The sequence below is a fragment of the Aeromonas sp. D3 genome (genome assembly GCF_027705025.1).
GTDB classification, from domain to species: Bacteria; Pseudomonadota; Gammaproteobacteria; order Enterobacterales; family Aeromonadaceae; genus Aeromonas; species Aeromonas salmonicida.
Map to the genome: position 1 here is coordinate 275,224 of NZ_JAPDBE010000001.1, position 24,389 is coordinate 299,612.

The 24,389-nt window shown below is 60.5% G+C and carries 20 protein-coding genes; 11 read left to right on the forward strand and 9 right to left on the reverse strand.

The window, feature by feature from the left end; genetic code table 11:
* The first annotated feature begins 15 nt into the window (after positions 1 to 15).
* Entirely contained in the window at positions 16 to 1,230 is a 1,215-nt protein-coding gene (locus OKC28_RS01360; RefSeq protein ID WP_270686842.1) for an aldose 1-epimerase family protein, read from the forward strand.
* 82 nt (positions 1,231 to 1,312) lie between these two features.
* Here the strand turns inward: OKC28_RS01360 and OKC28_RS01365 are convergent, their stop codons facing one another.
* Complete coding sequence (locus tag OKC28_RS01365; protein WP_058394962.1) at positions 1,313 to 3,103, reverse strand: AMP-dependent synthetase/ligase; 1,791 nt, start codon at positions 3,101 to 3,103, stop codon at positions 1,313 to 1,315.
* A gap of 185 nt (positions 3,104 to 3,288) precedes the next feature.
* Between OKC28_RS01365 and OKC28_RS01370 the strand changes: the two genes are divergently transcribed.
* Complete coding sequence (locus OKC28_RS01370) at positions 3,289 to 3,834, forward strand: hypothetical protein (RefSeq protein ID WP_270686843.1); 546 nt, start codon at positions 3,289 to 3,291, stop codon at positions 3,832 to 3,834.
* Positions 3,835 to 3,858: 24 nt separating this feature from the next.
* On the opposite strand, the gene rimI is transcribed toward OKC28_RS01370, so the two are convergent.
* Both rimI and OKC28_RS01380 read right to left on the reverse strand, forming a co-directional pair.
* Positions 3,859 to 4,308, reverse strand: a complete 450-nt coding sequence (gene rimI, locus OKC28_RS01375; RefSeq protein ID WP_005313345.1) for a ribosomal protein S18-alanine N-acetyltransferase — start codon at positions 4,306 to 4,308, stop codon at positions 3,859 to 3,861.
* 97 nt (positions 4,309 to 4,405) lie between these two features.
* Entirely contained in the window at positions 4,406 to 4,822 is a 417-nt protein-coding gene (locus tag OKC28_RS01380; protein ID WP_270686844.1) for a DNA polymerase III subunit psi, read from the reverse strand.
* 238 nt (positions 4,823 to 5,060) lie between these two features.
* Here OKC28_RS01380 and OKC28_RS01385 point away from each other — a divergent pair, with 238 nt between their 5' ends.
* Complete coding sequence (locus OKC28_RS01385; RefSeq protein WP_096119690.1) at positions 5,061 to 6,686, forward strand: ATPase RavA domain-containing protein; 1,626 nt, start codon at positions 5,061 to 5,063, stop codon at positions 6,684 to 6,686.
* Positions 6,687 to 8,141 (forward strand): ATPase RavA stimulator ViaA, encoded by a 1,455-nt coding sequence (gene viaA, locus OKC28_RS01390; protein ID WP_005313338.1) that lies wholly within the window; start codon positions 6,687 to 6,689, stop codon positions 8,139 to 8,141.
* On the opposite strand, the gene OKC28_RS01395 is transcribed toward viaA, so the two are convergent.
* A complete protein-coding gene (locus OKC28_RS01395) occupies positions 8,088 to 9,026 on the reverse strand; it encodes a DMT family transporter (RefSeq protein WP_270686845.1) in 939 nt (312 codons plus the stop codon). The two genes, viaA and OKC28_RS01395, sit on opposite strands and share 54 nt — an antisense overlap.
* Before the next feature lie 138 nt (positions 9,027 to 9,164).
* On the opposite strand from OKC28_RS01395, the gene OKC28_RS01400 reads away from it, so the two are divergent.
* Positions 9,165 to 9,617 carry an Lrp/AsnC family transcriptional regulator gene (locus OKC28_RS01400; protein ID WP_021138620.1) on the forward strand — a complete coding sequence of 151 codons (453 nt, stop codon included), beginning with the start codon at positions 9,165 to 9,167 and terminating at the stop codon, positions 9,615 to 9,617.
* A gap of 5 nt (positions 9,618 to 9,622) precedes the next feature.
* Here OKC28_RS01400 and OKC28_RS01405 read toward each other — a convergent pair whose 3' ends face one another.
* Positions 9,623 to 10,627, reverse strand: a complete 1,005-nt coding sequence (locus OKC28_RS01405) for a sensor domain-containing diguanylate cyclase (RefSeq protein ID WP_113720915.1) — start codon at positions 10,625 to 10,627, stop codon at positions 9,623 to 9,625.
* Between the two features lie 241 nt (positions 10,628 to 10,868).
* Between OKC28_RS01405 and OKC28_RS01410 the strand changes: the two genes are divergently transcribed.
* The 3 genes from OKC28_RS01410 to OKC28_RS01420 all read left to right on the forward strand — a co-directional run bounded on the left by OKC28_RS01410 (position 10,869) and on the right by OKC28_RS01420 (position 15,271).
* On the forward strand, positions 10,869 to 12,749 hold the full coding sequence (locus OKC28_RS01410; protein ID WP_270686846.1) for a GGDEF domain-containing protein: 1,881 nt from the start codon (positions 10,869 to 10,871) through the stop codon (positions 12,747 to 12,749).
* A gap of 250 nt (positions 12,750 to 12,999) precedes the next feature.
* A complete protein-coding gene (gene prfC, locus OKC28_RS01415; RefSeq protein WP_270686941.1) occupies positions 13,000 to 14,589 on the forward strand; it encodes a peptide chain release factor 3 in 1,590 nt (529 codons plus the stop codon).
* 238 nt (positions 14,590 to 14,827) lie between these two features.
* Entirely contained in the window at positions 14,828 to 15,271 is a 444-nt protein-coding gene (locus tag OKC28_RS01420; RefSeq protein ID WP_270686847.1) for a GNAT family N-acetyltransferase, read from the forward strand.
* Positions 15,272 to 15,356: 85 nt separating this feature from the next.
* Here OKC28_RS01420 and OKC28_RS01425 read toward each other — a convergent pair whose 3' ends face one another.
* Positions 15,357 to 16,271, reverse strand: coding sequence for a bifunctional helix-turn-helix transcriptional regulator/GNAT family N-acetyltransferase (locus OKC28_RS01425; protein WP_270686848.1), 915 nt, complete (start codon positions 16,269 to 16,271; stop codon positions 15,357 to 15,359).
* A gap of 204 nt (positions 16,272 to 16,475) precedes the next feature.
* The gene (locus OKC28_RS01430; protein WP_270686849.1) at positions 16,476 to 17,513 is read right to left on the reverse strand and encodes an alkene reductase; all 1,038 of its coding nucleotides are present in this window, start codon (positions 17,511 to 17,513) and stop codon (positions 16,476 to 16,478) included.
* Between the two features lie 187 nt (positions 17,514 to 17,700).
* On the opposite strand from OKC28_RS01430, the gene OKC28_RS01435 reads away from it, so the two are divergent.
* Positions 17,701 to 18,267, forward strand: coding sequence for a TetR/AcrR family transcriptional regulator (locus OKC28_RS01435; RefSeq protein ID WP_219593411.1), 567 nt, complete (start codon positions 17,701 to 17,703; stop codon positions 18,265 to 18,267).
* A gap of 108 nt (positions 18,268 to 18,375) precedes the next feature.
* On the opposite strand, the gene OKC28_RS01440 is transcribed toward OKC28_RS01435, so the two are convergent.
* Entirely contained in the window at positions 18,376 to 20,100 is a 1,725-nt protein-coding gene (locus OKC28_RS01440; protein WP_270686854.1) for a proline--tRNA ligase, read from the reverse strand.
* 136 nt (positions 20,101 to 20,236) lie between these two features.
* Positions 20,237 to 22,246: a methyl-accepting chemotaxis protein gene (locus OKC28_RS01445; protein ID WP_270686856.1), complete on the reverse strand. Its 2,010-nt coding sequence runs from the start codon at positions 22,244 to 22,246 to the stop codon at positions 20,237 to 20,239.
* A gap of 239 nt (positions 22,247 to 22,485) precedes the next feature.
* Between OKC28_RS01445 and ruvA the strand changes: the two genes are divergently transcribed.
* Both ruvA and ruvB read left to right on the forward strand, forming a co-directional pair.
* Entirely contained in the window at positions 22,486 to 23,100 is a 615-nt protein-coding gene (ruvA, locus tag OKC28_RS01450; protein ID WP_005313314.1) for a Holliday junction branch migration protein RuvA, read from the forward strand.
* Between the two features lie 8 nt (positions 23,101 to 23,108).
* Positions 23,109 to 24,119, forward strand: coding sequence for a Holliday junction branch migration DNA helicase RuvB (gene ruvB / locus OKC28_RS01455; RefSeq protein ID WP_270686858.1), 1,011 nt, complete (start codon positions 23,109 to 23,111; stop codon positions 24,117 to 24,119).
* Positions 24,120 to 24,389 lie beyond the last annotated feature (270 nt).

Below are 24,389 nucleotides of genomic sequence, written 5' to 3' on the forward strand. Positions count from 1 at the left end.
CACGAGGATAAATCCATGTTGAAGAAACTCTCCATTGCCGTTCTGCTCGCTCTTGGCGCGAGCTCGGGCCAGGCCGCCGAATTCCTGTTGACCGACTCCCAGCAGGGGCTGGATGTGGGGGACTGGAAGATAAGCAGCGACAAGCTGGGTATCAAGAGTCCCGTTCCTTTCTCCATCGAGAAGAAGCGGCTGCACGGCGGACGGCAGGAGGGGGTGGATCTGCTGATCGTCGACAACGGCGTGATGAAAATTACCCTGGTGCCGACTCGCGGCATGGGGATCAAGGAGGTCAAGGGCGCCGATCTGCGCCTCGGCTGGGATTCTCCCGTCAAGGAAGTGGTCAACCCGGCCTTCATCGATCTGGAGAGCCGCGCCGGTCTCGGCTGGCTCGATGGCTTCAACGAGATGCTGGTGCGCTGCGGTTACGAATGGACGGGCCACCCCGGGGTGGACGATGACGGCCGACTCAAGAGCCTGCATGGTCGGGTGCAGAACATACCGGCATCCGTGGTCAGCGTGACCATAGATGAGGAGCCGCCCTATGCCATTCATGTGCTGGGTAGGGTGGATGAGCGCACCTTCAAGATGAGCGAGCTGGTTACCTGGACCCAGCTGAGCGTAGTGCCCGGTCAGGCGGAATTTTCCCTGCAGGACAAGCTGACCAACCACGCGGATTATGAGAACGAGTACCAGATCATCTACCACAGCAATTTCGGGGCGCCGATCCTGGAAGAGGGGGCGCAAGTCAGCACGCCGGTGAAGCAGATCTCCCCGTTCAACGACTACGCCAAGGCGGGCCTGAAGAGCTGGCAAACCTATCTGGGGCCGACCAAGGGCTTCGACGAGATGGTGTTCAACCTGGTGCCTTACAGCGATGCCGATGGCAACACCCTGGCTGTGCTCAACAACCGGCAGGGCAGCGCCGGTGTGGCGGTGGCCTACAACACCCATCAGTTGCCCGTGCTGACTCTGTGGAAGAACACCGACACCCGGGCCCAGGGGTATGTGACGGGTATCGAGCCTGGCACCAGCTATGCCTACAGCACCAAGTACCAGCGTCCGCTGGGGCTGGTGCCCAAGATCCAGCCAGGCGAGACCAAGACCTTCGATCTGACCTATCGTCTGCTGCGCAATGGGGATGAGGTGAAGCAGGCGCTGGCAGAGGTCGACAAGATCCAGGGGGGCCGTCCCATCGAGATGCGCGAGCTGCCACTGGTCAAGCTGCCCTGATCACTTGTCAGACAGACAGCAAAAAGCCGCTCGATGAGCGGCTTTTTGATTTCATGGCGGGCGGGATCAGACGTGGTTGTACTCAGACATGGTTGTACATGGCCTCGATCTCGCTTTGATACTTGGATTCAATGATCTTGCGGCGCAGCTTCATGGTGGGGGTGATCTCTCCCAGCTCCATGGAGAAGGCGCTCGGCAGCAGGGTGAACTTCTTCACCTGCTCGAACTTGGCCAGCTCCTTTTGCAAATCCTGGATGCGGGCATCGAAGAACTCCATCACCCGGGAGTTGCGCAGCAGCTCGGTCTTGCACTGGTACTGCAGGTTGATGGAGCGGGCGTACTCTTCCAGCGACTCGAAGCAGGGCACGATCAGCGCCGAGACGAAGTGGCGGGCATCGGCGACGATGGCGATCTGCTCGATGAAGCGATCCTTGCCGATGGTCCCTTCCACCAGTTGCGGGGCCACATACTTGCCGTTGGAGGTTTTCATCAGCTCCTTCAGCCGTTCGGTGAAGTAGATATTGCCGTCCTTGTCCAGCTCGCCTGCATCACCGGTACAGAGAAAGCCATCTGCGGTCATCACTTCGGCAGTGGCTTCCGGCTTGTTGTAGTAGCCGCGCATCACTGTCGGTGAACGCACCAGCAGCTCGTTGTTCTCCCCCAGCTTCACTTCGATGCCATTGAGGGCGGTGCCGATGGAGCCCAGCTTGAATTGTTGATCTTCGTAGCAGCAGACGGTAGCCGTGGTCTCCGTCATGCCATAGCCGTACTTGAGGTTGAGCCCCATGGCCTGGAAGAAGAGATTCACGTCGTCGGCCAGACGAGCGCCAGCCACCGGCAGGAAGCGGGTATGGCCGCCAAAGCGGGCACGCAGCTTGCGAAACACCAGTCGCTCCGCCAGCGCGAGCTGGGCACAGAGCAGGGGAGAGGCTGATTTGCCCGCCTGACGGGTCGCCACCATCTGCTTGCCGACGCGGGTGGCCCAGCCAAACAGGGCGCGGCGCAGGCGCGGCGCCTGGGCAACCCTGGCCTGGATCATGGCGTAGGCCTTCTCGTAGAGGCGCGGCACGGCGCACATCACGGTCGGCTGCACCTCGCCGATGACGTCCATTACCTTCTGCGGGTCGCGAATGTAGACGTTCTCGGCGCCGCAGTAGAGCACATAGTAGGTCCAGGCGCGTTCGAACACATGGCTCAGCGGCAGCATGCAGAGCGACACATCCTGCTCGTTGAGGTCCAGGCGGCTGTTGTGCATCTCGAAACAGGCGGCGATGTTGGCAAAATCGAGCATGACCCCCTTGGGTTCGCCCGTGGTACCCGAGGTGTAGATCAGGGTCAGCAGGTCATCCATCCGGTACTGGCTTTCCCGCACCCGCAGCTCCTGCTCGCTGGCCTGATGGTTGCCGGAAGCGAGAAATTCCTGAAAGTGGCTGGCCTGGGCGCAGCCGCGCAGATTGACCTTGCCATCGAGGGCGACAATCTGGCGGATCTCGCCATCATTCAACAAGGTCAGCGCCTGATCGAACTGGGGCTGCTCACCCACGAACAGCAGGCCGATACTGGCATCGCGCACTATGTACCTGAGTTGCTCAAGGGTGCTGGTGGGGTAGATGGGCACGCTGACGCCGCGGGCGGCGAGGATGCCGAGATCTGCCTGGGTCCACTCCGGCATGTTGCGAGCGTAGAGACCGACCATTTCGGTTGGCTGGTGGCCGGCGCGGATCAGCGCCTGGGCACAGTAGTCCATGGCCTGTCCCAGGGTACGCCAGCCGATGGCGCGCCACTGGCCATCCTGTTGTACGCGCAGGGCGGCCTTGTTGCCAAGCCGGGCAATACGTTCACGCATCAGTCGAACCAGATGGAGTTTCGGCATCAGTCAAACATCCTCAAGTAACAGTTGTACGCCCGCGAGGGCACTAAAATTCGCGCTAGAGTTTAAACTCCAACATTACAGCTTACAAGTGTTCGCCATTTGTCCTGGATCACAAAGTCGCCAACCAGGGCGAGCTGAGGCATGATGGTCGACAAGTGAACGGAGTCATTCAGAGAGGGTGAACAATGCGTGTCGGGATCAAGGGAATTATCACGGGGGTATTGCTGTTGCTGGCCGGGACGGGTGGGCTCTGGTTTGTGTTCAGTAGCACGCCGGCCGAGGAGGAAACCCCCTGGCTGGCTGGGGCCCAGGGGTACGAAAAAGCGCAGCAGCTGGCTCTGCACAAGGGGTATTCATTGCTCTATGTGATTGAGAGTGCCAAGTGCCGACGCTGCAAACTGCTGGACAAGATGCTGTGGCAGTCTGACGACATGTCACCCGTGCTGGCCAAGCTGATCAAGGTACGGCTCAATCCCCATGCGAAGGATGGCAGCGAGCATATACTGCGCCGCTTCCCGCAGGTTGCCACCCCGCCAGGCGTCTATGTGCAACGGCCGGGAGAACCCCTCAAGCCCATCAAGATAGTGGTGGATCTCGAGCAGATCTGGATGCCGGGAGTTACCTGGCAGCGCGGCTTCTTCATGCCGCTGTCGGCGGCCGGTTTCGAAGCCGTGCTGCACACCACCCAGAGCCTGCAGGATCCTGCCCTCGACAATGCACCGCTGCTCTGAGCGGCGTCGGCATGAGGGTGTGGCTCAGCTGAAGTCGAACAGGCGGGACATGAGCACGGCATCTTCCCGCTCGTTGCCGGTGCCATAGTAGTCGACCCGGCGGCAATACTCGGCAAACCCTTCACTCTCGTAGAGGCCGATGGCCGTCTTGTTGCTGGCGCGCACCTCCAGAAACCAGGCCTCGGCTCTCTTTTCCTTGCTGCGGGCGAGATACTCCTTCAGCAGTGCCCGTCCCAGCCCCTTGCCCTGAAAATCGGGGTGCACGCAGATGTTCATCAGCGAACTGTCGCCCGCCACCAGATCCGAGATGTAGAACCCCGCAGGCCGCCCATCCACCAGCATCAAACCATTGAGATAGCGCGGCCCGAAACAGGAGAGCAGATTGGCCTGGCTCCAGGGCTCCTTGTGGGCGGCTTGTTCTATGGGATAGACAAGCTCGAAGTCGGATTCGAGCAGGGGGCGAAAGAGGTGCATGATCACTCCGGTTAATGCGGGGACGGCTGGCCCGGTCGGCCAAATGTAAAGTTTGGTAAAGATGAGATGGCCGGGCTGTATTGCGGCCCGGAGCCGATCACAATGGGCCTTGCTCCTGGCAGGATGGCACCTGTTGACGCAGCTGTTGCCACAGCGCCCGTTTGTAGGGCGCATCGGGAGAGAGCGGACAGATCAGCGCCTCTGGCCAGCGAGGATCAGGCTCGGTGAGCCAGAGCAGCGGGGGGGCAGCTTGTTCGGGCATCTCCTGCAGCAGGCTCACCTCATGGGGGGCAATCCCCAGCAACTGGCAGATGTCATGGAGCAGAGCGGTATCCGGCAGCGCCGGTGCCCGAACCCAGAGCTTGCCGGTGGGCAGGTCGACATGAGGCCGGGGATCTGGCTGCCCGGTCTGTGCTGCCTCATCACGAGAGCCAGCCAGTAACTGGGGGCGTCTGAGTTGCCAGCCTTGAATACCGATTCTGGCCAAGATGTGCTGGCGAACGGGATCTTGCATGGATGATGACTCACTCTTGATCTGAGTTGGTGAAAAATGTGCTGCGAAGGGTACACTCGAACGCCTTTTTCTGCACTCTTTGCCCTTTGCCATTCTGCTGTGCTTCCAGTCCGGTCAGTCGGGATGGGGTTGGCAGGCAGACCATAACAGACAACATCATAATAAAACCAACCCCGGGCAATCTGGTCGTCATGACGTGACCCGGAATTATCGTGATCCCAGCTTCGGAATGCTCTCTATGTCATTATCTGCTCACAGTTCTGCCCGTGCCGTGCCCATTCATGAACGCCTGCCCAACCTGCTGGCCGCCCTCGGCGAGGGGCTTTATGAACGCCAGGATGCTTTGCGGCTAGGCCTGCTGGCGGCACTGAGCGGCGAGAGCGTGTTTCTGTTGGGCCCCCCCGGGATTGCCAAGAGCCTGATTGCCCGTCGTCTGAAGCTGGCCTTCCATGAAGCCCGTCACTTCGAGTACCTGATGACCCGCTTCAGTACGCCGGAGGAGGTGTTTGGCCCCTTGTCTATCCAGGCCCTGAAGGAAGATGGCAAGTACCTGCGCCTGACCGCCGGATATCTGCCCCAGGCCGAGGTGGTCTTTCTCGACGAGATCTGGAAGGCGGGCCCGGCCATCCTCAACACCCTGCTGACTGCCATCAACGAGCGTCAGTTCCGTAACGGCGACGAGACACTCCCCATTCCGATGCGTCTGCTGATCAGCGCCTCCAACGAGCTGCCTGCCCCGGACAGCGGGCTGGATGCGCTCTATGACCGCATGCTGGTGCGCGTCTGGATGGACAGGGTGCAAGAGAAATCCAACTTCCAGGCCATGTTGTCCAGTGATGGCGCCTCCCCCCGTCACCTCTCTCCCGCCCTGCAGGTGCAAAGCGAGGAATATCTGCTGTGGCAACGGCAGATCGAGCAGGTGGTGTTGCCCGACGAAGTATTCGAGCTTGTCTATCAGCTGCGACAGCGGCTCGACAGCATGGGCGACGAACCCTGCTATGTCTCGGATCGGCGCTGGAAAAAGGCGGTACGCCTGTGCAAGGCCAGTGCCTTCTTCCATGGCCGGCGGGAGGTAGCGCCGCTGGATCTGCTGCTGCTGAAGGATTGTCTCTGGCATAACGAAGAGAGCCGCACCGCCCTGTTGACGTTGATGGAGGAGTTTGCCCGCCTGCACTGTTACCGGCAGCAGGCGTTGATTTCCCGTCATATGGCCGTCACCTCGGCCTTGCAGGAGTTGCAACAGCAGATGAGTATCCGGCTGGCGCTCAAGGCTGATCCCCACAAGGGGATGCTGGGCAAGCGCAGCAAGGGCTGGCAATTGCCCCTGGAGGATGCCCGCAAGCAGGGGGAGCGGGGCCTGCAAATCCAGCTGCACCTGCTTACCCCGGCCCGACTCAGCCCAGAGGAGCCGGATCTGCTGGTAGAGACACTGGAGTGTGACAAGGTGGTCCTGGGTCACTGGCAGTTCGGTGGCGACAAGGTGATGTTCCATCCCGTTGGCAGCAAGACAGGATTGACGCTGGAGCTTGAGCTCGACAGCAGCCAGCGTCTGAATCTGCTCGACAGCCAGCGCCACCCGATTCCTCTGGTGCTGGTGTGCCGTGAGCCCTTGCCTGGTCTGATAAGCGCCCCCTGGTACAAGACCCTTGCCAACCTCAATGACCAGCTGGCGGCCTTGCGCACCGAGCTGCGTCGCCAGCGTCATCGTTTTGATGACCACCAACCCCACCATTTTATCGGCTCGCGCTGGCTGGTTGCCATCGAGGAGGGCTTCTTCACCCTGGCCCGTGAACTTGATCAAACGGCTGAGCAACTGGCCCAGTGGCAGCAGCGCCTGCCACTGCTGTGCGGGGAGCAGGGGTAAATGATCGAAATTGGCACCATGAGCGCCTTGCTGGCGATCTCGGAGGGAGAGATGGTGTCCGAGATGGTGGTCGCCCTGCTGGCCAGTACCCAGATCTCCCGCTTCATCCGGATAGGCAAGGCACAGGGGCGTTCCCTGAAACAGCGGCTGCAGCGCTGGCGCCATCAGGTGAACGACACCATAGCCCATACTCCTGTTCCTCCCGTGCTGGAACAGGAGTTTCTGCTCTATCAGCACTTTATCTCCCTTTCCCTCGCTCGCCTTGTGGCCGAGTTGCCTACCCTGCTCAGTGCTCTGGAGCGGGGTAGCGACTTTGCCGATGAGGGGCGACAGCTGGCCCATCAGTTGGTGGATCATCCCACCGAGGGTGCCAGGCGGCTGATGCTTGAGAAGTGGCGAGCCAGCCTGGTGGGGGCCTTGCTGCGTTTGCAGCAGGAGCTGGCCGAGGCTGAGCGGCTCAGGTTGCAGCAGGAGCTGGAGGAACAGATAGGCGCCAGCGAGGAGCTGGAACAAGTGCTGGATCCCCAGCGGCGCACGGCCGGTGGCTTGTGGAACCTGGCTCAGGGACGCTGGCAGCCTGCCTCTCTGGTGCTGATCCGTCAATATGCCGCCATGCTGCGCAAAGAGCCCATGTTGCAGGAGATCGCAGACAGCATGGGGCGCAGTCTGCACGATAGCGAGCAGTTGCAGCGGCCCCAGCCGCCGCAGCCCACCCTGATCCAGGAGCCGGTGTTAAGTGACGATGTGCCCGATGATCTGGTCGGGATCCACCCGGCCAATGATCTGATGAGAATGCTGCCGAGTGAGGCCGTCATGCTGGGGGTGCCCGAGCTGGAGCTGGAGTTTTACCGCCGCTATCTGGAGCGGCGCCTGCTCAGCTATCAGGCCAGAGGTACCCTGCCGAGGCATCAGTTGCTGCCTCGTACCACGGATCGGGGTGATCAGGAGTTGCAGCCCATGGGGCCAGTGATTGTCTGTATCGACACGTCCGGCTCCATGGGGGGGTACCCTGAGCAGTGTGCCAAGGCGCTGGCGCTGGCGCTGTTGCAGCTTGCCTTGACCGAGCAGCGGCGCTGCTTCGTGATGCTCTTCTCCACCGATGTGGCGACCTTCGAGCTGACCGATGCCAACGGCCTCGATGAGGCTCAGCGTTTTCTGGCCATGACCTTCAATGGCGGCACGGATCTGCTGCCCTGCCTGAGCGCCACCCTACAACAGTTACAGGCGCCCGGTTTCGAGCTGGCGGATGTGCTGGTGATCTCCGACTTCATTGCCCAGCGTCTGCCCGCTTCGCTGGTGGAGCTGATGGACCGCCAGCGTGGCCGTGGCACCCGATTCAACGCCGTTGCCATGTCCCGTCACGCCAAGCCGGCCCTGCTGCGGGTGTTCGATAAAAGCTGGCTACTCGACTGCGGTCTGCGCGGCCGCTTGCTGCGCCGCTGGTTGCGTAGCTGATATTGCCCCCCCTGATCCGCGCCATACTGGCAGACTGGCCAGCACAACGCCGACACACAAGAGGCCCAGCGCCAGCCATACCGGCTGGGGTATGGTCTCCCCCAGTATCCACCAGGCCAGCATGGCCGCCATCACAGGGGTCAGGGAGCCGAGTGCCGAGCTGACCTCGGCCCCCAGGGTGCGAATGGCGTGGGCGTAACAGAGCGCCGCCAGCAAACCGGCCCCAATTCCCTGCAACAAACCCTGCCATAACCAGATGCTGGCATGACTCACAGTGGGCAAGGGGCTCCACAGGAGTGTCGGCAGCAGCAACAGGGCTGAGGGCACCGCCACCAGAGCGGCGGCATCCAGTGCCGCGAGTCCGCTGTGCCTGACTGCCAGGGTAAACAGGGCCCACAGCAGTGCCGCCCCCAGAAAACAGACTTGCCCCTGCCATAAACCGGGCTCCCCGCTCAGCAGCAGGGTCGCCGTGGCCAGGGCGATGAGGGAGAGCCCGCAGCGCCGTTGGGCGGGGCAAGGTTCGCGCCACAGCAGCAGGCCCAGCAGGCTGACCATGAGGGGGGCTGTGCCCGGTATCAGGGCGCTGCCCTGGGCGACCGGAGCCAGCTGCATGCCGGTGGCGCCGAGCCAGAAGAAGGGCAGACCGGCCCCGGCCAGCATGGCCAGCTGCCAACGCAGGGGAACGCTGTGCAGCCGGGTACGGTGGCGCCAGTAGTAGGGAAGCAGCAGCAAGGCGGGGATACCAAATCGCAGCAGCGCCAGCGCCTGTGGCGGGAGCTTCTCCTCTGCACCAAGGCGCAGGGAGAGGAAGAAACCGGACCAGAGCAGCACAGTGGCGAGGGCGGCGGCCCAGCCGCTGCAACGGGGTGACAGGGTGAATGACATAAGGGTTCCCTCCATGGAATGTCCTGCGCCATTATCCGGCCAGGAGGGAGGGTGTTTCAGGGCAAACTGTTTGAGAAATCCGGATGTAGTTGCTAGTTTCAGCCAATCCAACAGGGATTTTTACCGGATATCGCCAAGATGCTCGACAGAATTGATTTACATCTGCTGCGGTTGCTGCAACAGGATGGTCGCCTCTCCACAGTGGAGCTGGCGGAGCAGGTTGGTTTGTCAGCCTCCCCCTGTGCGCGGCGCCTGAGGCGGTTGGAGGGGGAGGGACACATTCAGGGGTATCGTGCTGTGCTGGCGCGGGAGAAACTTGGCCTTGGCATCACCATCTTCGTCAACGTGCGGCTCAGCCAGCACAAGGAGCCCTTGGTAGATGCCTTCGAGCAGGCGGTGGCGGCCATGGCTGAGGTGATCAGCTGCCACACCGTCTCCGGCAATTACGACTATCTGCTGGAGGTGGTGGTGCCGGATCTGCCCGCCTATGAGCAGTGGATCAGACGATTGCAGTCCCAGGACATGGTCAATGACATCAGCAGCCACTTCGCCATTCGCGCAGTCAAGGTGATGGGGCCGCTGCCCATTTGACCTTTTCAGGCACCGGGCTGGTGGCCGAGCCCCCGCTCGTTGACCTGATCCTGATCCAGCAGGGGCTGGCCGCTGGGCTGGGAGACATAAAAACCCCGCTTGCCGCTGCGCTTGACCCGGTACATGGCCTGATCGGCTCTGGCCAGCGCCGTGCTGAAGTCATCCTGTGGCCGGATCTGCGCTATCCCCATGCTCAATCCCACCTCGGCCTCGCCGTTGGGCAGCTCGAACGGAGTCGAGATGACATTGACGCACTGGTGGGCCAGGTGATGGGTGCGGGGATCGTCACTGTGCCAGGGCAGCAGCAACACGAACTCGTCCCCGCCGAGGCGGCCCAGCTTCACCCCTTCGTCACAACAGGCCTTGATCCGCTGGGTGAGGGCGATCAGCAGCTCATCACCTGCCCTGTGGCCCAGGTTGTCGTTCACCTGCTTGAAGTTATCGAGATCGATAAAGCAGATTGCCCTGAACTCCTGCGGGAACTGGCGTTGCAATGCAGTGCGATTGAGCAGGCCAGTGAGAGGATCCCGATGGGCGAGCTGGGCAAGCTGCTGTTCGTACTCCTTCTCATGGGTGATGTCGATGTGGGTACCCATCACCCGCAGCGGCTTGCCCTCTTCATCCCACTCCACCACCCGGCCCCTGTCCAGCACCCAGGTGGTCTTGCCATCCTTGGCGATCATGCGGTGCATCACCTGATAGAAGGGGCTCTTGCCGCTCAGATGATCGAAGAAGGCCTGCAGTACCCGCTCCCTGTCTTCCGGATGCAGGTGTTCACGCCACACATCGAAGTGGGCCGACAGCTCCTTGGGTTGGTAGCCGAGCATGGCCCCCCAGCGTCGGTTGAAGATGATGAGCTTGCCGGTGGGAAGGTGATTCTGCCAGATACACAGGCCAGTGCCGTCCATGGCGGCATCCAGTTTCTCCCGCGCATCGTCGGCCACCCGCTTCAGGCGCTCATTCTCCTGCAGCAGCTTGTCATAGGCGGCCTGCAGCTCCTCGTATGTCATGAACTCGTTCTTCCATGTGGTCGTTGCGGCCTATAGTCGATGCTGGCTGTGAGCCTGTAAAGTGCGACAAAACGATAATGCAGTCCTCCTCTCGTCTTGCACTCTGCAAAGCTTCTGGCCAGGGCTGATCGCCCGTGAGTGGTACCGAATGGACAGGTTTTGCTGGCGAGCCACCCAAGGAGCGATATGATAAGTCCATGTTTGCGCAGCAATGAGCTTGTTTCCTCTCATGATTCCTAAAATGGCTTCATTTTGTCTGATGCCGCTGCTCCTGCTCGCAGGGTGGGCCGCGCCGGCGTGGGCAGCCCGTGGCCCCTTGCCGGAACCTGTGCTCGTCGGGGAGCTGAGCCAACTGGAAAATGATGCTCTTCCCCCTCGCGTCTTCCGGCTGCGGGTTGCCGCCCTGGCGGCCCACAGGGAGAGCTACTCACCACAGTTGCAGGGGCGCATCGCCCGGTTGCAGTGCTGGGCGCGCGATTCCGAGCGTACCAGCGAATATGAGGCGACCATTGCGTTTGCCAGTGAGCAGTTGGCGTCGGCTCGCAAGCAGCAGGACAGAGAGACGGAGGCCGGGCTCTTTATCTGCCGGGGCTTCAATCAGCAGATGCTGGGTAATATGACCCAGGCCAAGGCGGATTATGATGCCGCCCTGGTACTGGCTGAGGCTCTCGAGGATCCTCGTCTGAAGAGCGATGCTCTCAGTTATCGGGGTGATATGTTTGCCTATCAGGGGGCATTGGCACAGGGCTTGATAGACCTGCTCGCCGCCTATGACGGCTATGTGGCGCTGGGACTGGAGGGGATGAGGCTGCAGGTGTTGGCCCAGATTGCCAACACCTACCGGCGAATGGGGATATACGCGCGATCCCATGAGTATTTTGAAGAGCTGATGCAGGCCTATCTGCAACGACACGATCAGAGCAACCTGATCGATGTCGGCACCCAGCTGGCCATCCTCTATACCGATCAGGGCCGTTACGAGCAAGCCCTGCCCCTGCTAGAAGCGGGTGAGCGTTATTACCGTCAGCAGCAGAGAGAGATGGATCTCGCCTGGCTCAGGGTCGAGTTGTCCTGGTGCCTGCTGAATCTGAAGCGGGTTGACGAGGCGCTGACCAAGCTGGAGCAGGCGAAACCTGTTCTGTATCGACATGAAAAAGATACGGACGAGGCGACGCTGGGGCTATGGCAACTGGTGATGGGATTGACGCTGGATGCCAAAAAGGAGTGGGACAAGGCCCTGCACTATCTGGCCAGGGCCGAGTCCATCTTCAGTCAGGAGCAGAACCAGCGCTTTCTCGCCTGGATCTATCAGGCCAGGGCCAGAATTCTTGAGCAGCAGGGTCAGGTCAATGGTGCGCTGGCGGCGCTCCAGCAGTATGTGCAGATAAAGAGCGAGCTGGATCGCTTGCTGAACGAACAGCGTTCGGCCCAGATCCGCCTGGAGTTCGATTTGGCGCGCAAGGAGCTGGAGAACCAGACCCTCAAGACCCGGCAGCTGGTTCAGGCCGAGCGGTTGAAGCAGTTGCAGGAGCGGCGCCAGTGGCAATATATCGTGGTGGTACTGTTGCTGGTCGTCATGGGGATGCTGGCGCTCTACCTGTTAAATCGCTCCCGCAAGCTGCGTCAGCTTGCCATGACCGACGAGCTGACCGGCATCCACAATCGTCGCCAGATCCAGGCCAAGGGAGAGGTGTGGTTCAGGCAGGCCAGAGACAATGGCAAGCCACTGTGCGTGCTGATCCTGGATATAGACCACTTCAAGCAGGTCAATGACACCCTGGGTCACCACATGGGAGACAGGGTGCTGACTGCCGTGGCCAGCTGCATCGGCGCCCAGATGCGCCATCTGGACAGGGTCGGGCGGCACGGTGGCGAAGAGTTTCTGGTGCTGCTGCCTGATACCCGTATGGAGGAGGCACTCGAGGTGGCTGAGCGGATCCGTCATGAGGTCTCCCGGTTGCACATAGAGGAGATGCCGGAGGGCCATCCGGTGCATGTCAGCATCGGCTGTGCCGAATGCAGCCTGCTCGATGAGAGTCTGGGGGATCTGATCAAACGGGCCGATGATGCCATGTACAGAGCCAAGCAGGCCGGTCGCAACCAGGTGATGCGGGCCGAATAGGGCGATCTGGCACCCTTCGCGAACGGCTCTAAGCCGGGCTGGGTATTTTTCACTCGCGCGGGTATAATGTCGCGCAATTTTGCTTTGACTCAGGCGAGAAGACCCATGTAACGCAGCCCTCCTCCCTCTCTCCACCGGGTTGGCAAAACGCCAGCTGGCGTGGCTTTCGTTGCGTATACATGTGCCGTGAGCGGCATCCCGTATTTATTCCCACGGTGGCCAAGGCCGCCGCCCAATAGAAGAACGTTGAATTATGTCAGCTGAATTTCTGAGTGAAGTCTCCAAGAGACGCACTTTTGCGATCATCTCGCACCCGGATGCGGGTAAAACCACCATCACCGAAAAGGTCCTGCTGTTCGGACATGCCATTCAGCGCGCCGGTACCGTCAAGGGCCGTGGCTCAGGCCAGCACGCCAAATCCGACTGGATGGAGATGGAGAAGCAGCGCGGTATCTCCATCACCACCTCTGTGATGCAGTTCCCCTACTCCAACTGCCTGGTCAACCTGCTTGATACCCCGGGTCACGAGGACTTCTCCGAAGATACCTACCGTACTCTCACCGCCGTGGATTGCTGCCTGATGGTCATTGACGCCGCCAAGGGTGTTGAAGACCGGACCCGCAAGCTGATGGAAGTGACCCGGCTGCGTGACACCCCGATCCTCACTTTCATGAACAAGATGGACCGCGAAGTGCGCGATCCTATGGAAGTGATGGACGAGGTAGAACGCGAGCTGAAGATCATGTGCGCCCCCATTACCTGGCCTATCAGCTGTGGTAAATCCTTCAAGGGTGTCTATCACCTCTACAAGGACGAGACCTATCTGTATCAGACTGGTCAGGGCCACACCATTCAGGAGAAGCGGGTAGTCAAGGGGCTGCATAACCCCGAGCTGGACGCCGCCATCGGCGAAGACCTGGCCGCCCAACTGCGTGGCGAACTGGAGCTGGTGCAGGGCGCCTCTCCCGAGTTCGATCACGAGGCCTTCATCGCCGGCGACATGACCCCGGTCTTCTTCGGTACCGCCCTTGGTAACTTCGGCGTCGACCACATGCTGGATGGCCTGACCGACTGGGCCCCTGCGCCTATGCCGCGCAAGGCCGAGAGCCGTCTGGTTGAGGCGACCGAGGAGAAATTCTCCGGTTTCGTGTTCAAGATCCAGGCGAACATGGATCCGAAACACCGGGACCGTATCGCCTTTATGCGCATAGTGTCAGGCACTTACAGCAAGGGCATGAAGATGCGCCACGTGCGCATCGGCAAGGATGTGAACATCTCCGACGCCGTTACCTTTATGGCCGGTGACCGCGAGCAGGCGGTGGAGGCGTGTGCCGGTGACATCATAGGGCTGCACAACCACGGCACCATACAGATCGGCGACACCTTCACCCAGGGCGAAGATCTCAAGTTCACCGGCATCCCGAACTTTGCGCCCGAGCTGTTCCGCCGCATCCGCCTGCGCGACCCGCTCAAGCAGAAGCAGCTGCTCAAGGGGCTGGTCCAGCTCTCCGAAGAGGGCGCTGTGCAGGTGTTCCGTCCACTCATCAGCAACGATCTCATCGTCGGTGCGGTCGGTGTGCTGCAGTTTGACGTTGTGGTGTCGCGTCTGAAGAGCGAGTACAACGTCGAAGCCCTGTACGAGGCGGTCAACGTCTCCACCGCCCGCTGGGTGGAAGGGACTGACGCCAAGAAGTTCGAAGAGTTCAAGCGCAAGAACGAGCTGAACCTGGCGCTGGATGGAGGTGACAACCTCACCTACATAGCCCCGACCATGGTCAACCTGCGTCTGTCTCAGGAACGTCATCCGGACGTTCACTTCCGTCAGACTCGCGAACACTGATCACAGCGTGTTTGTCTGCAGGCGCGCGATATCTGCAGGATGATGACATAAGAGACCCCGCTTCGGCGGGGTCTTTCTTTATCCGGAGATTGTGCCGGCCAGTGGAAGCTGGCCTTATCAAGACCACCTAGTTCTATTTCCCCTCCTGAGTCCAATAGCTAGTGGCACCCCATATGGAACCAATATACGATTCCTCTTCGCCACGAAACTTTCAGCATGAACAGAATAAGGACATTGCATGCATATTCTCCAAGCCACCCCAGCCCATCTTGAAGAAACCAGCTACCTGTTTGATGCCTACCGTCAGTTTTATGGGCAGGCGCCGGATCGTAGTGCCGCAACGGGGTTTATTGCCGAGCGCCTCACCAACGCCGATTCAGTGATCTTTCTTGCTCGCAATGAGGTGGGGGAAAGCATGGGGTTTGCCCAGCTTTACCCTGCATTTTCATCCGTTGCCATGAGGCGAATGTGGTATCTCAACGATCTCTTCGTCGCCGAATCAGCCCGCCAGCAGGGAGTGGCAAGAGCTCTGTTAAAACGGGTGGCCAGCTTTGCCAAAGAGACAGATGCGCTGACTGTTAAACTGGCTACAGCCGTATCCAATCATCCCGCGAAATCGCTCTACGAATCAGAGGGATATCAGAAGGTCATCGTCTTTGATCACTACACCCAACGGGTTTAGGTGAGGACAGAGGGAGCATCCACCATCAGTTATTACTGACCCCCTTCTCCCCTCGCGGGAGAAGGGCTGGGGATGAGGGGGCGCTCTATTCCAGTTCCAGCAGCATGCAGATCTCGCAGGCATCGTGGCCGGTACAGCCAAGCGGCCCTGGCAGATGTTCGAAGCCAAGGGATTCGTAGAGCGTGGTCGCCTCGCGCAATACCTCTGTGGTTTCCAGATAGCAGCGCTGGTAACCGAGGGTGCGTGCCTCGTCCAGCGCCTGCAGTACCAGCCGTCGACCCAGCCCCAACCCGCGCAGGGAGGGCATGAAGTACATCTTCTGCAGCTCGCATACCTGATCCTCTTCCCCCGCCAGCGGCGCTATGCCGCCGCCGCCGAGGATGGTGCCATCAGGCCCTTCGATCACCCAGTAGCGGCTCTTCTCCCCTTGGTAGGTCTCGTGCAGCCGATCGAGGTCAGGGTCGGCCACCCCGTAGCCCTTGTCGGCGGTGAGGCCGTATTCGGCGGAGACGGCGCGCACCACGGCGGCGATATGGGGATTGTCGGCGGCTGTGATGGGACGGATGCGGTAGCCCTGCTGACGGCGGGCGCGGGAGAGTGCGCTGCGGTAAAGACGCAGGCCGGCCCACAGTTGCTCACGTTCGCTCAGGGTGAGCTGGGCCAGGGTCTCTTCCATGGCACTGTCCATCTCCTGATGCAGCACCAGCAGTTGGGCCTGGCCGGCGATGGTGAGGCGCGCCTCCTTGCTGCGTCCATCGGACGGATGGGGGTGCCAGCTGATGAGCTCCCGTTCGGCGAGGCGGGCCAGCGGGCGGCTGGCATTGGACTTGTCGATGTGCAGCCGCTCGGCCAGTTGCTGGTTGGTGGCGGGGCCGCTCTCCAGTTCGATCAGCAGATGTGCTTCGAGCGGGGTGAGCGCCAGCTCGCCACACTGCTGGGAGAGCATGCCGAGTTCGCGAACCAGATCGCGCGACAGGGCGCGCAGGGGGCGGGGATCCATATCAAGGCTTCCTATTTGGTTGTCTTCAACAACCAATATAACTAACTAGTTGTATCTAGCAACTTTTTTATGGGGGGGAGTGGTGGATCATGAGGCGGACAAGGAGAGGCCGGACATAAAAAAGGGCCCGAAAGGGGCCCAAACATTGGAAACCCGCGCCCGGGGGTGCGGATCCCATCCTTGGTTGGTCATGAACCGGCGTGTTTACACCAGCTCTGTCAGCATGGCGTCGGCATAAGGGGTCAGTGCCTCGCCCTTCTGCACTTTGGCGAGATAGTCCGGGTTGGCGATCAGCGGACGGCCGATGGCGACGAGGTCGAACCGGTTGGCCTTGATGGCATCCAGGGCTGTGTCGGCGCTGTAGTTGCCAACTCCGACCAGATGGCCGTCGTAGTGGGCGCGCAGATAGTCGGAGGCGTGGCCATCCAGATAGTCAAAGGTGAGGCTGTCATCGAAGATGCCCAGATGCACATAGGCCAGGGCGCGCTGGTTCAGCTCGGCCAGCAGATAATCGAACACGGCGCGATCCCGCTTGTCACCTTCCAGATGCACATAGGCACCGGGGGAGAGGCGCAGGCCAACCCGCTCGGATCCGATGCGGGCGTTGACCGCATCCACCACTTCCAGTGCGAAGCGGCTCATGTTTTCCGGGCTGCCGCCGTACTGATCGCTGCGCAGGTTGCTCGAATGGTGCAGGAACTGGTCGATGAGATAGCCGTTGGCACCATGGATCTCAACCCCGTCAAAACCTGCTTCAATGGCGTTGGCAGCGGCCTGGGCGTAATCCTCTGCCAGCTGGCCTATCTCGGCCACTGTCAGGGGACGGGGCACCTGATACTCCAGCTCACGCATGCGTGGCACAGTCCCCTCATGGGCGACGGCAGACGGTGCCAGTACTTCGCCATGATGGAAGAAAGGATGGGAGAGGCGACCCACGTGCCACAGTTGGGCGAAGATTTTGCCGCCATTGGCGTGTACGGCGCTGGTGACTTTTTTCCAGCCTTCGATCTGCTCCGGGCTGTAGAGTCCGGGGGTATTGGGATAGCCCTGGCCATCCGGGCGAATGATGGTGGCTTCGGAGATGATGAGGCCGATATCGGCACGACGGGCGTAATAGGCGGCCATCTGTTCGGTGGGCACCAGGCCCGGGCCGGCCATGCAACGGGTAAGCGGTGCCATCATGAAGCGATTCGCGAGGGTGAGGGTGTCGTTGAGGCGATAGGGCTGAAACAGGGTATTCATGATCGTCTGTCCTGAGGGATTGATTCTTGAACGTGCATTCAAGACGTTTTTTGTTTTGTGTGCAAGTCTTTTTTGAACGAGCATTCAACATGGGTTGGTCTTGCCTGCCTGCTGGGGTAAACTTGCCGCCCTTTTTGTTCCCCCTCATCGGCTCTGCGCCGGTGATCGCTTTTTCAACGGAGAAACCATGCGCAGCGCCGAGTTCAACCGGGACGACGTCTTGCGAAATGCCATGGAGGCATTTCGGGCCAAGGGTTACGCCAAGACCACCATGCAGGAGCTGGTGGCGGCGACCGGGTTGCATCCGGGCAGCCTCTACGCTGCGTTTGGCAACAAACGCGGCCTGCTGCTGGCGGCGGTCGATCACTATGTGCAGGAAAAAAGCGCGCTGCGCCGTGGCTTCTTTGCCGGCCAGAGTCCGCTGGCGGGGGTGCAGGCCTACCTCAGCCAGATAGTGAACGATGCTCTGTGCGGCACCTGTCTGGTGACGCGTACCCTGATGGAGCTGGCGGAGCAAGACGAAGAGCTGCACCTGCGGCTCAAGGCCATCTATGCCGAGCTGGACGCCGATCTGGCGCAGATCCTGAGTCTCGCCCAGCAGCGCGGCGAGCTGGTGGCCGACCGCGACATACCGACTCTGACCGCCTTCCTGCTGATCAATATCCAGGGCCTGGTCACCTTCGCCCAGTGTCGCCCCGACCGCGCCCTGCTCGATGGCGTCGTCACCCAGCTGATGACGGCCCTGCGAGCCTGAGTCGTAGGGGGATCTGATGGCTCTTCAGCCTGTCAGACTCCGGGCCAGCAGAAAACAAAAAGCGCGCCGATTGGCGCGCTTTTTTATACCAGCAGTGGCGGCGTGGGATTAACGACCCAGCTTGGCCTTGAGCATGGCAACGATCTCTTTGATCGCCACTTCCTGCTTCTCGCCGGAGCGGCGGCACTTGTACTCCACCACGCCGTTGTCCAGACCGCGATCGCCGATGACAATGGCGTGCGGCACACCCAGCAGCTCCATATCGGCGAACATCACGCCCGGGCGCTCTTTACGGTCGTCGAACAGCACGTCCACACCAGCCGCTTTCAGCTCGGCGTAGAACTGCTGTGCCTGTTCGGCCACTCGCTCGGATTTGTGCATGTTCATCGGCACTATGGCCACTTCGAACGGAGCTATGGCGTCTGGCCAGATGATGCCGTACTGGTCGTTGTTCTGCTCGATGGCAGCCGCCACCAGACGAGAGACCCCGATACCGTAGCAACCCATCTCCATGGTGACGGACTTGCCGCCTTCGTTCAGCACGCTCGCCTTCATGGCTTCGGAGTACTTGGTACCCAGCTGGAAGATGTGGCCCACTTCGATACCGCGCTTGAGCAGCAGCTTGCCCTGGCCGCACGGGCTCGGGTCGCCTTCCACCACGTTGCGCAGGTCGGCAACGTCAAAGGTGGCGATATCGCGATCCCAGTTGGCACCGGTCAGGTGGAAGCCGGTTTCGTTGGCGCCGCAGACGAAGTCCGCCAGATGGGCGGCGCTGCGATCGGCAATGATGCGACCGGCAAAGCCGACCGGACCGATGGAGCCCGCATCGCAACCGGCGGCAGCCTTGATCTGCTCGTCGTTGGCGAAGGTGAGCGGGTTGGCAACACCCGGGAGCTTCTCGGCCTTGATCTCGTTCAGCTCGTGATCGCCACGCAGCACCAGGGCGATCACGGCCTGCTTGCCGTGCTCATCCGCTTCGGCCAGTACCAACAGGGTCTTGGCGATGGAGGTCGGTGCCACGCTCAGGAACGCAGCGACGTCGTCGATGGTGTGGACGTTTGGAGTGGCAACCTTGGTCAGGGCTTTGGTTGCGGCAGCGCGCTCGCCAACGGGTGCCAGCGCTTCGGCCATCTCTATGTTGGCGGCGTAATCTGAGGTATCGGAGAAGGCAATCAAGTCTTCACCGCTCTCGGCCAGTACCTGGAATTCGTGAGAGCCGGTGCCGCCGATGGAGCCGGTATCGGCCTGCACAGGACGGAAGTTCAGCCCCATGCGGGTAAAGGCGGCGCAGTAGGCGGCGTGCATCCGCTCGTAGGTCTCGATCAGCGAGGCCTTGTCGATGTGGAAGGAGTAGGCGTCCTTCATCAGGAACTCGCGACCGCGCATCACGCCGAAACGGGGACGCACTTCATCGCGGAACTTGGTCTGGATCTGGTAGAGGTTGAGCGGCAGCTGCTTGTAGCTGTTCACTTCGTAACGGACCAGGGAGGTGATCACCTCTTCGTGGGTCGGACCCAGTACGAAGGGGCGGTTGTGGCGGTCGGTCAGGCGGCACAGCTCGGGGCCGTAGTCGTCCCAGCGGCCTGACTCCTGCCACAGCTCGGCGGGTTGTACCACCGGCATGGAGACTTCGATGGCGCCAGCATTGTTCATCTCTTCGCGAACAATGTTCTCGATCTTTTTCAGTACCCGCAGGCCGGACGGCAGCCAGGCATACATGCCGGAGGCCAGTTTGCGGATCATGCCGGCGCGCAGCATCAGCTGATGACTGACGACTTCGGCGTCGGACGGGGTTTCCTTGAGAGTGGAAAGCAGGTATTGGCTGGTACGCATCGCTCGTGACCTTAGATAAGACGGGCCGCGGGGCCCTGGATAAATTCAAGAGCGGAATTTTAACAGGGAGGGCCCTGTGGCCCAAGGGCTAAATTTAGCGCAGCGGGAGAAAGCGGGGGCGGGGCCCCCGCCCGTGTCAGACCCGAAATTGCGACAGCAGTCGCTGTTGCAGCAGGCTGGCCTGATGGAGGGAGGAGGCGAGCTGCAGGCACTCCTGCGCCTCCTGTTCCCCTGTCTGGGCCTGCAGGCTGATGCCGGAGACCTTGTCCGAGGTGTGGCTCAGGGTGTGGGAGAGCTGACCTGTGGCATCCGCCACCTGCTGCACCATGTCGGCCAGATGGTCGATAGCTTCTTCCACCTTGAACAGGATTTGCTTGGTGTTGTCGGAGTCCTCCATCCCCGATTCCACAGTTTTCAGGTTGCGCTGCATCATCAGATAAGCCTTCTCGGTCTGCTGCTGAATGCTGTTGATCACCTCGGTTATCTCGGCGCTGGAGGCGGCGGTGCGGTTGGCCAGGGTGCGTACCTCGTCCGCCACCACGGCAAAGCCCCGGCCCATTTCGCCGGCCCGGGCTGCCTCGATGGCGGCGTTGAGGGCCAGCAGGTTGGTCTGCTCCGAGATACTGCTGATGGTGGAGATGATCTGGCCAATCTGGCCCGCCTGCTCCTTGAGGGCGTTGATGGCATTGGCACATTCCCCCACTTCCACCACCACTCGCTGCATGCCTGCGCTGGCAGAGGCCACATACTGACTGCTCTGTGTGGTCAGCTGACGGACCTGATTGGCATTTTGCGCGGCCAGACTGCAGTTATCCGAGATGGAGGTGGCGACCTGTACCATCTGCTCGCTGTCGTGGTGCAACGCCTGGGCATGCTCGGCGGTCTGACGGCTGCTCTGGCTGATGGCCTCGACCCGGTTGACCGAGGTGTGCACGTGATCGCTGATGTGCTGATTGTTGTCCATGGTGGAGCTGATCATCTTTTGCAGCTTTTCGATGAAGCGATCAACGCTGCCCGCCAGCGAGCCTAGTTCATCGTCCCGCTTGAGGTTGATGCGAGCGTTGAGATCCCCGTCGCCTGCGGCTATGTCCTGCATGCGCTGGTCAACTTGCAGCAGGGGGTTGACTATGGTGCGCACCAACCAGAAGCCACACAGAGTGACAATCAGCAGGCTCAGCACCAGGCCGCCCAGGATCAGGTTTTTGGTATAGCCGATAATGGTATTGAGCTGGTTCACCTGATCCTCGACGGTCGCATCGCCCTGGGTCTCGACCTCGACCAGCGCCTGTTTGAGTTGTTCGGCACTGCTCTCGTAAAGAGCCAGCTGGCGCTGGTAATCGGTCAGGGCCGCGATCCACTCACTTGTCAGCCGCGTGCTGTCGGCCAGCAGGGCGCGGTACTGAGTGGAGAGCGACTGGCCGGCAAACTCCCCTTCACCGGGCACATCGAACAGGCCGGTCGCCAGCATGCCGTCCACCGCTTCCTGATAGAAGCGGTTTGCCTCCGTCAGTTCGGCCTGGATGGCGGGGGTGGGGCCTTCACTCTGCATCTTCTCCAGGGCATAGAGCTGACGCAGGAAACCTATGTTGGCCTCCATGCCGCCGTCGGCCGCCTGCCAGCGGGTGGAGAGGCCGCCGTTCCAGCTGATGGCCTGATCAGGTGACTGGGTGAGGCTCTCGACTGCGCCATCACCGATCACCTCCAGTTGGGTTGAGAGGCGTGACATGCGCTCCGAACTGGCGCGCAGTGCCTGATCGATACCGGTAAAGGTGCTGTAGAGCGTCAGCAGTTTTTCCTGCTGTTGCTGATACGTCTGCTCATGCTGCTTCATTGCATTGATGGCCGTCGCATCGATGAGCTTGCCTTCCTCAACCCGTTGCAGGGCCTCGGTGGCTGCCTGTTTGGCTCGCTGCAGCTCGGGCTCGTCGAGGGGCATGCCTCTGAGCATTTTCTGGATATACAGGGACTGGTTGCCCAGCTCGATGGATCCCTCCATGGCGCCATCGGCGGTTTGCCAGGCGGCGCCCAATACATAGGAGAGCAAGTCGGCCAGCCGCTGGCTGCCATACCAGCCGATCGCGCCCATGCCCAGTGTGCAACCGAGCAGGATAGTCAGCCCAAGATTCGATGTAGTGACAATTTTCATGATGCAGGACCTTCCCTGGTTCCGAACAAACCCAATTCAGTGTTCTATCAATGGCCAAGATCCGCCATTCCCGGTGGAAAATAAAGTTACTGCCCAGATCCGATCCAAGCATGGCTCCGAAAGCGCCAGAATGCCGAGAATCCTCTGTCATCCGTCAGCGCCCTATGCTGGATACTTATCCAGTTATTCTTTATGCTATGACCCAATTTACAGATAGATGGTTTGGCGAGGAGAGAGCCGTGATTGGTCGCTTGAGAGGCGTAGTCATTGAGAAACAACCCCCCGAGGTGCTGCTGGAAGTCGGGGGCCTGGGTTATGAAGTACAGATGCCCATGAGCTGCTTCTATGATCTGCCCGAGATCGGCAAGGAAGTGACCATCCACACTCACTTCGTGGTGCGTGAAGATGCCCAGCTGCTGTACGGCTTCAATCACAAGCAGGAGCGGGCGCTGTTCCGCGAGCTGATCAAAACCAATGGCGTCGGCCCCAAGCTGGCGCTGGCCATTCTCTCCGGCATGACAGCCACCCAGTTTGTGCTGAGTGTTGAGCGTGAGGAGATAAGCTCCCTGATCAAGTTGCCAGGCGTGGGCAAGAAGACCGCCGAGCGGCTGGTGGTGGAGATGAAGGACAGGCTCAAGGGCTGGGTCAGCCACGATCTCTTCTCGCCGGCCGAGATCAGCCTGCCAGCTAGGGAGAGCGTCCTGCGTGCCCCGGATTCGAGCGAAGAGGCGGCCAGTGCACTGGTGGCGCTTGGCTACAAGCCGCAGCAGGCCAGCCAGATCGTCAGCAAGATAGCCAAAGAGGGAATGTCGGTTGAAGATATCATCCGTGAATCCCTGCGTAGTCTGGTGTGAGGTAGGCAATGATTGAAGCGGACCGTCTCATTTCCGCCACTGGCGTGCGTGAGGATGAGATCATCGATAGGGCCATACGGCCAAAGATGCTGGCCGATTACACAGGTCAGGATCCCGTCTGCGAGCAGATGGAGATCTTCATCGAGGCGGCCCGCCAGCGTGGTGAGGCACTCGATCACCTGTTGATCTTCGGCCCGCCGGGTCTGGGCAAGACAACGCTTGCGAACATAGTCGCCAACGAGATGGGGGTCAACATCAAGACCACCTCGGGCCCTGTGCTGGAGAAAGCCGGTGATCTGGCTGCCCTGCTCACCAACCTCGAACCGAACGACGTCTTGTTCATCGATGAGATCCACCGTCTCAGCCCAGTGGTGGAGGAGGTGCTCTATCCGGCGATGGAGGATTACCAGCTCGACATCATGATAGGGGAGGGCCCTGCCGCTCGCTCCATCAAGCTCGACTTGCCACCCTTTACCCTGATCGGGGCCACCACCCGGGCCGGTTCCCTGACCAGCCCGCTGCGGGATCGTTTCGGCATCGTCCAGCGGCTGGAGTTTTACAACGTCAAGGAGCTGACCGATATCGTCTCTCGCAGTGCTCGCTGTCTGGGGCTGGAGATGACAGGTGACGGGGCCCTGGAGTTGGCCCGTCGCTCTCGCGGTACTCCGCGTATTGCTAACCGTTTGTTGCGCCGGGTGCGCGACTTTGCCCAGGTCAAGTCTGATGGCAGGATCGATGGACCCATAGCGGCCCGTGCCATGGACATGCTGGACGTGGACAATGAAGGTTTCGACTTCATGGACCGCAAGCTATTGTTGGCTGTCATAGACAAGTTTATGGGGGGCCCTGTGGGTCTCGATAACCTGGCGGCTGCCATAGGTGAAGAAAAAGATACTATCGAGGATGTACTGGAACCTTATTTGATCCAGCAGGGCTACCTGCAACGTACACCCAGAGGGCGGATAGCGACACCAAGAGCTTATGCACATTTTGGCCTGCAACGGCCAGATGAAAGGTGAAAACAGCTGTTTGAACAAAAAACCGCCATCAAGGGCGGTTTTTTGTTATCCGGACATAAAAAAGCCCACGGCACAGGCGGTGGGCAAAGACAATTCAGGATGGATGTTCACAGACAGTGAGTGCGTCTGGACACAGACCGGAAAAAACAGAGGAGCCGTCGCGAGGCCTCAGAGTCGGTTCATTTGATAGAGCTGAACGAACGAAAGCTTGTAGTAACGGATGGTTTTAGCAACAAACTTTTTCATCTTAAATTCCAATAGACAGGTTCG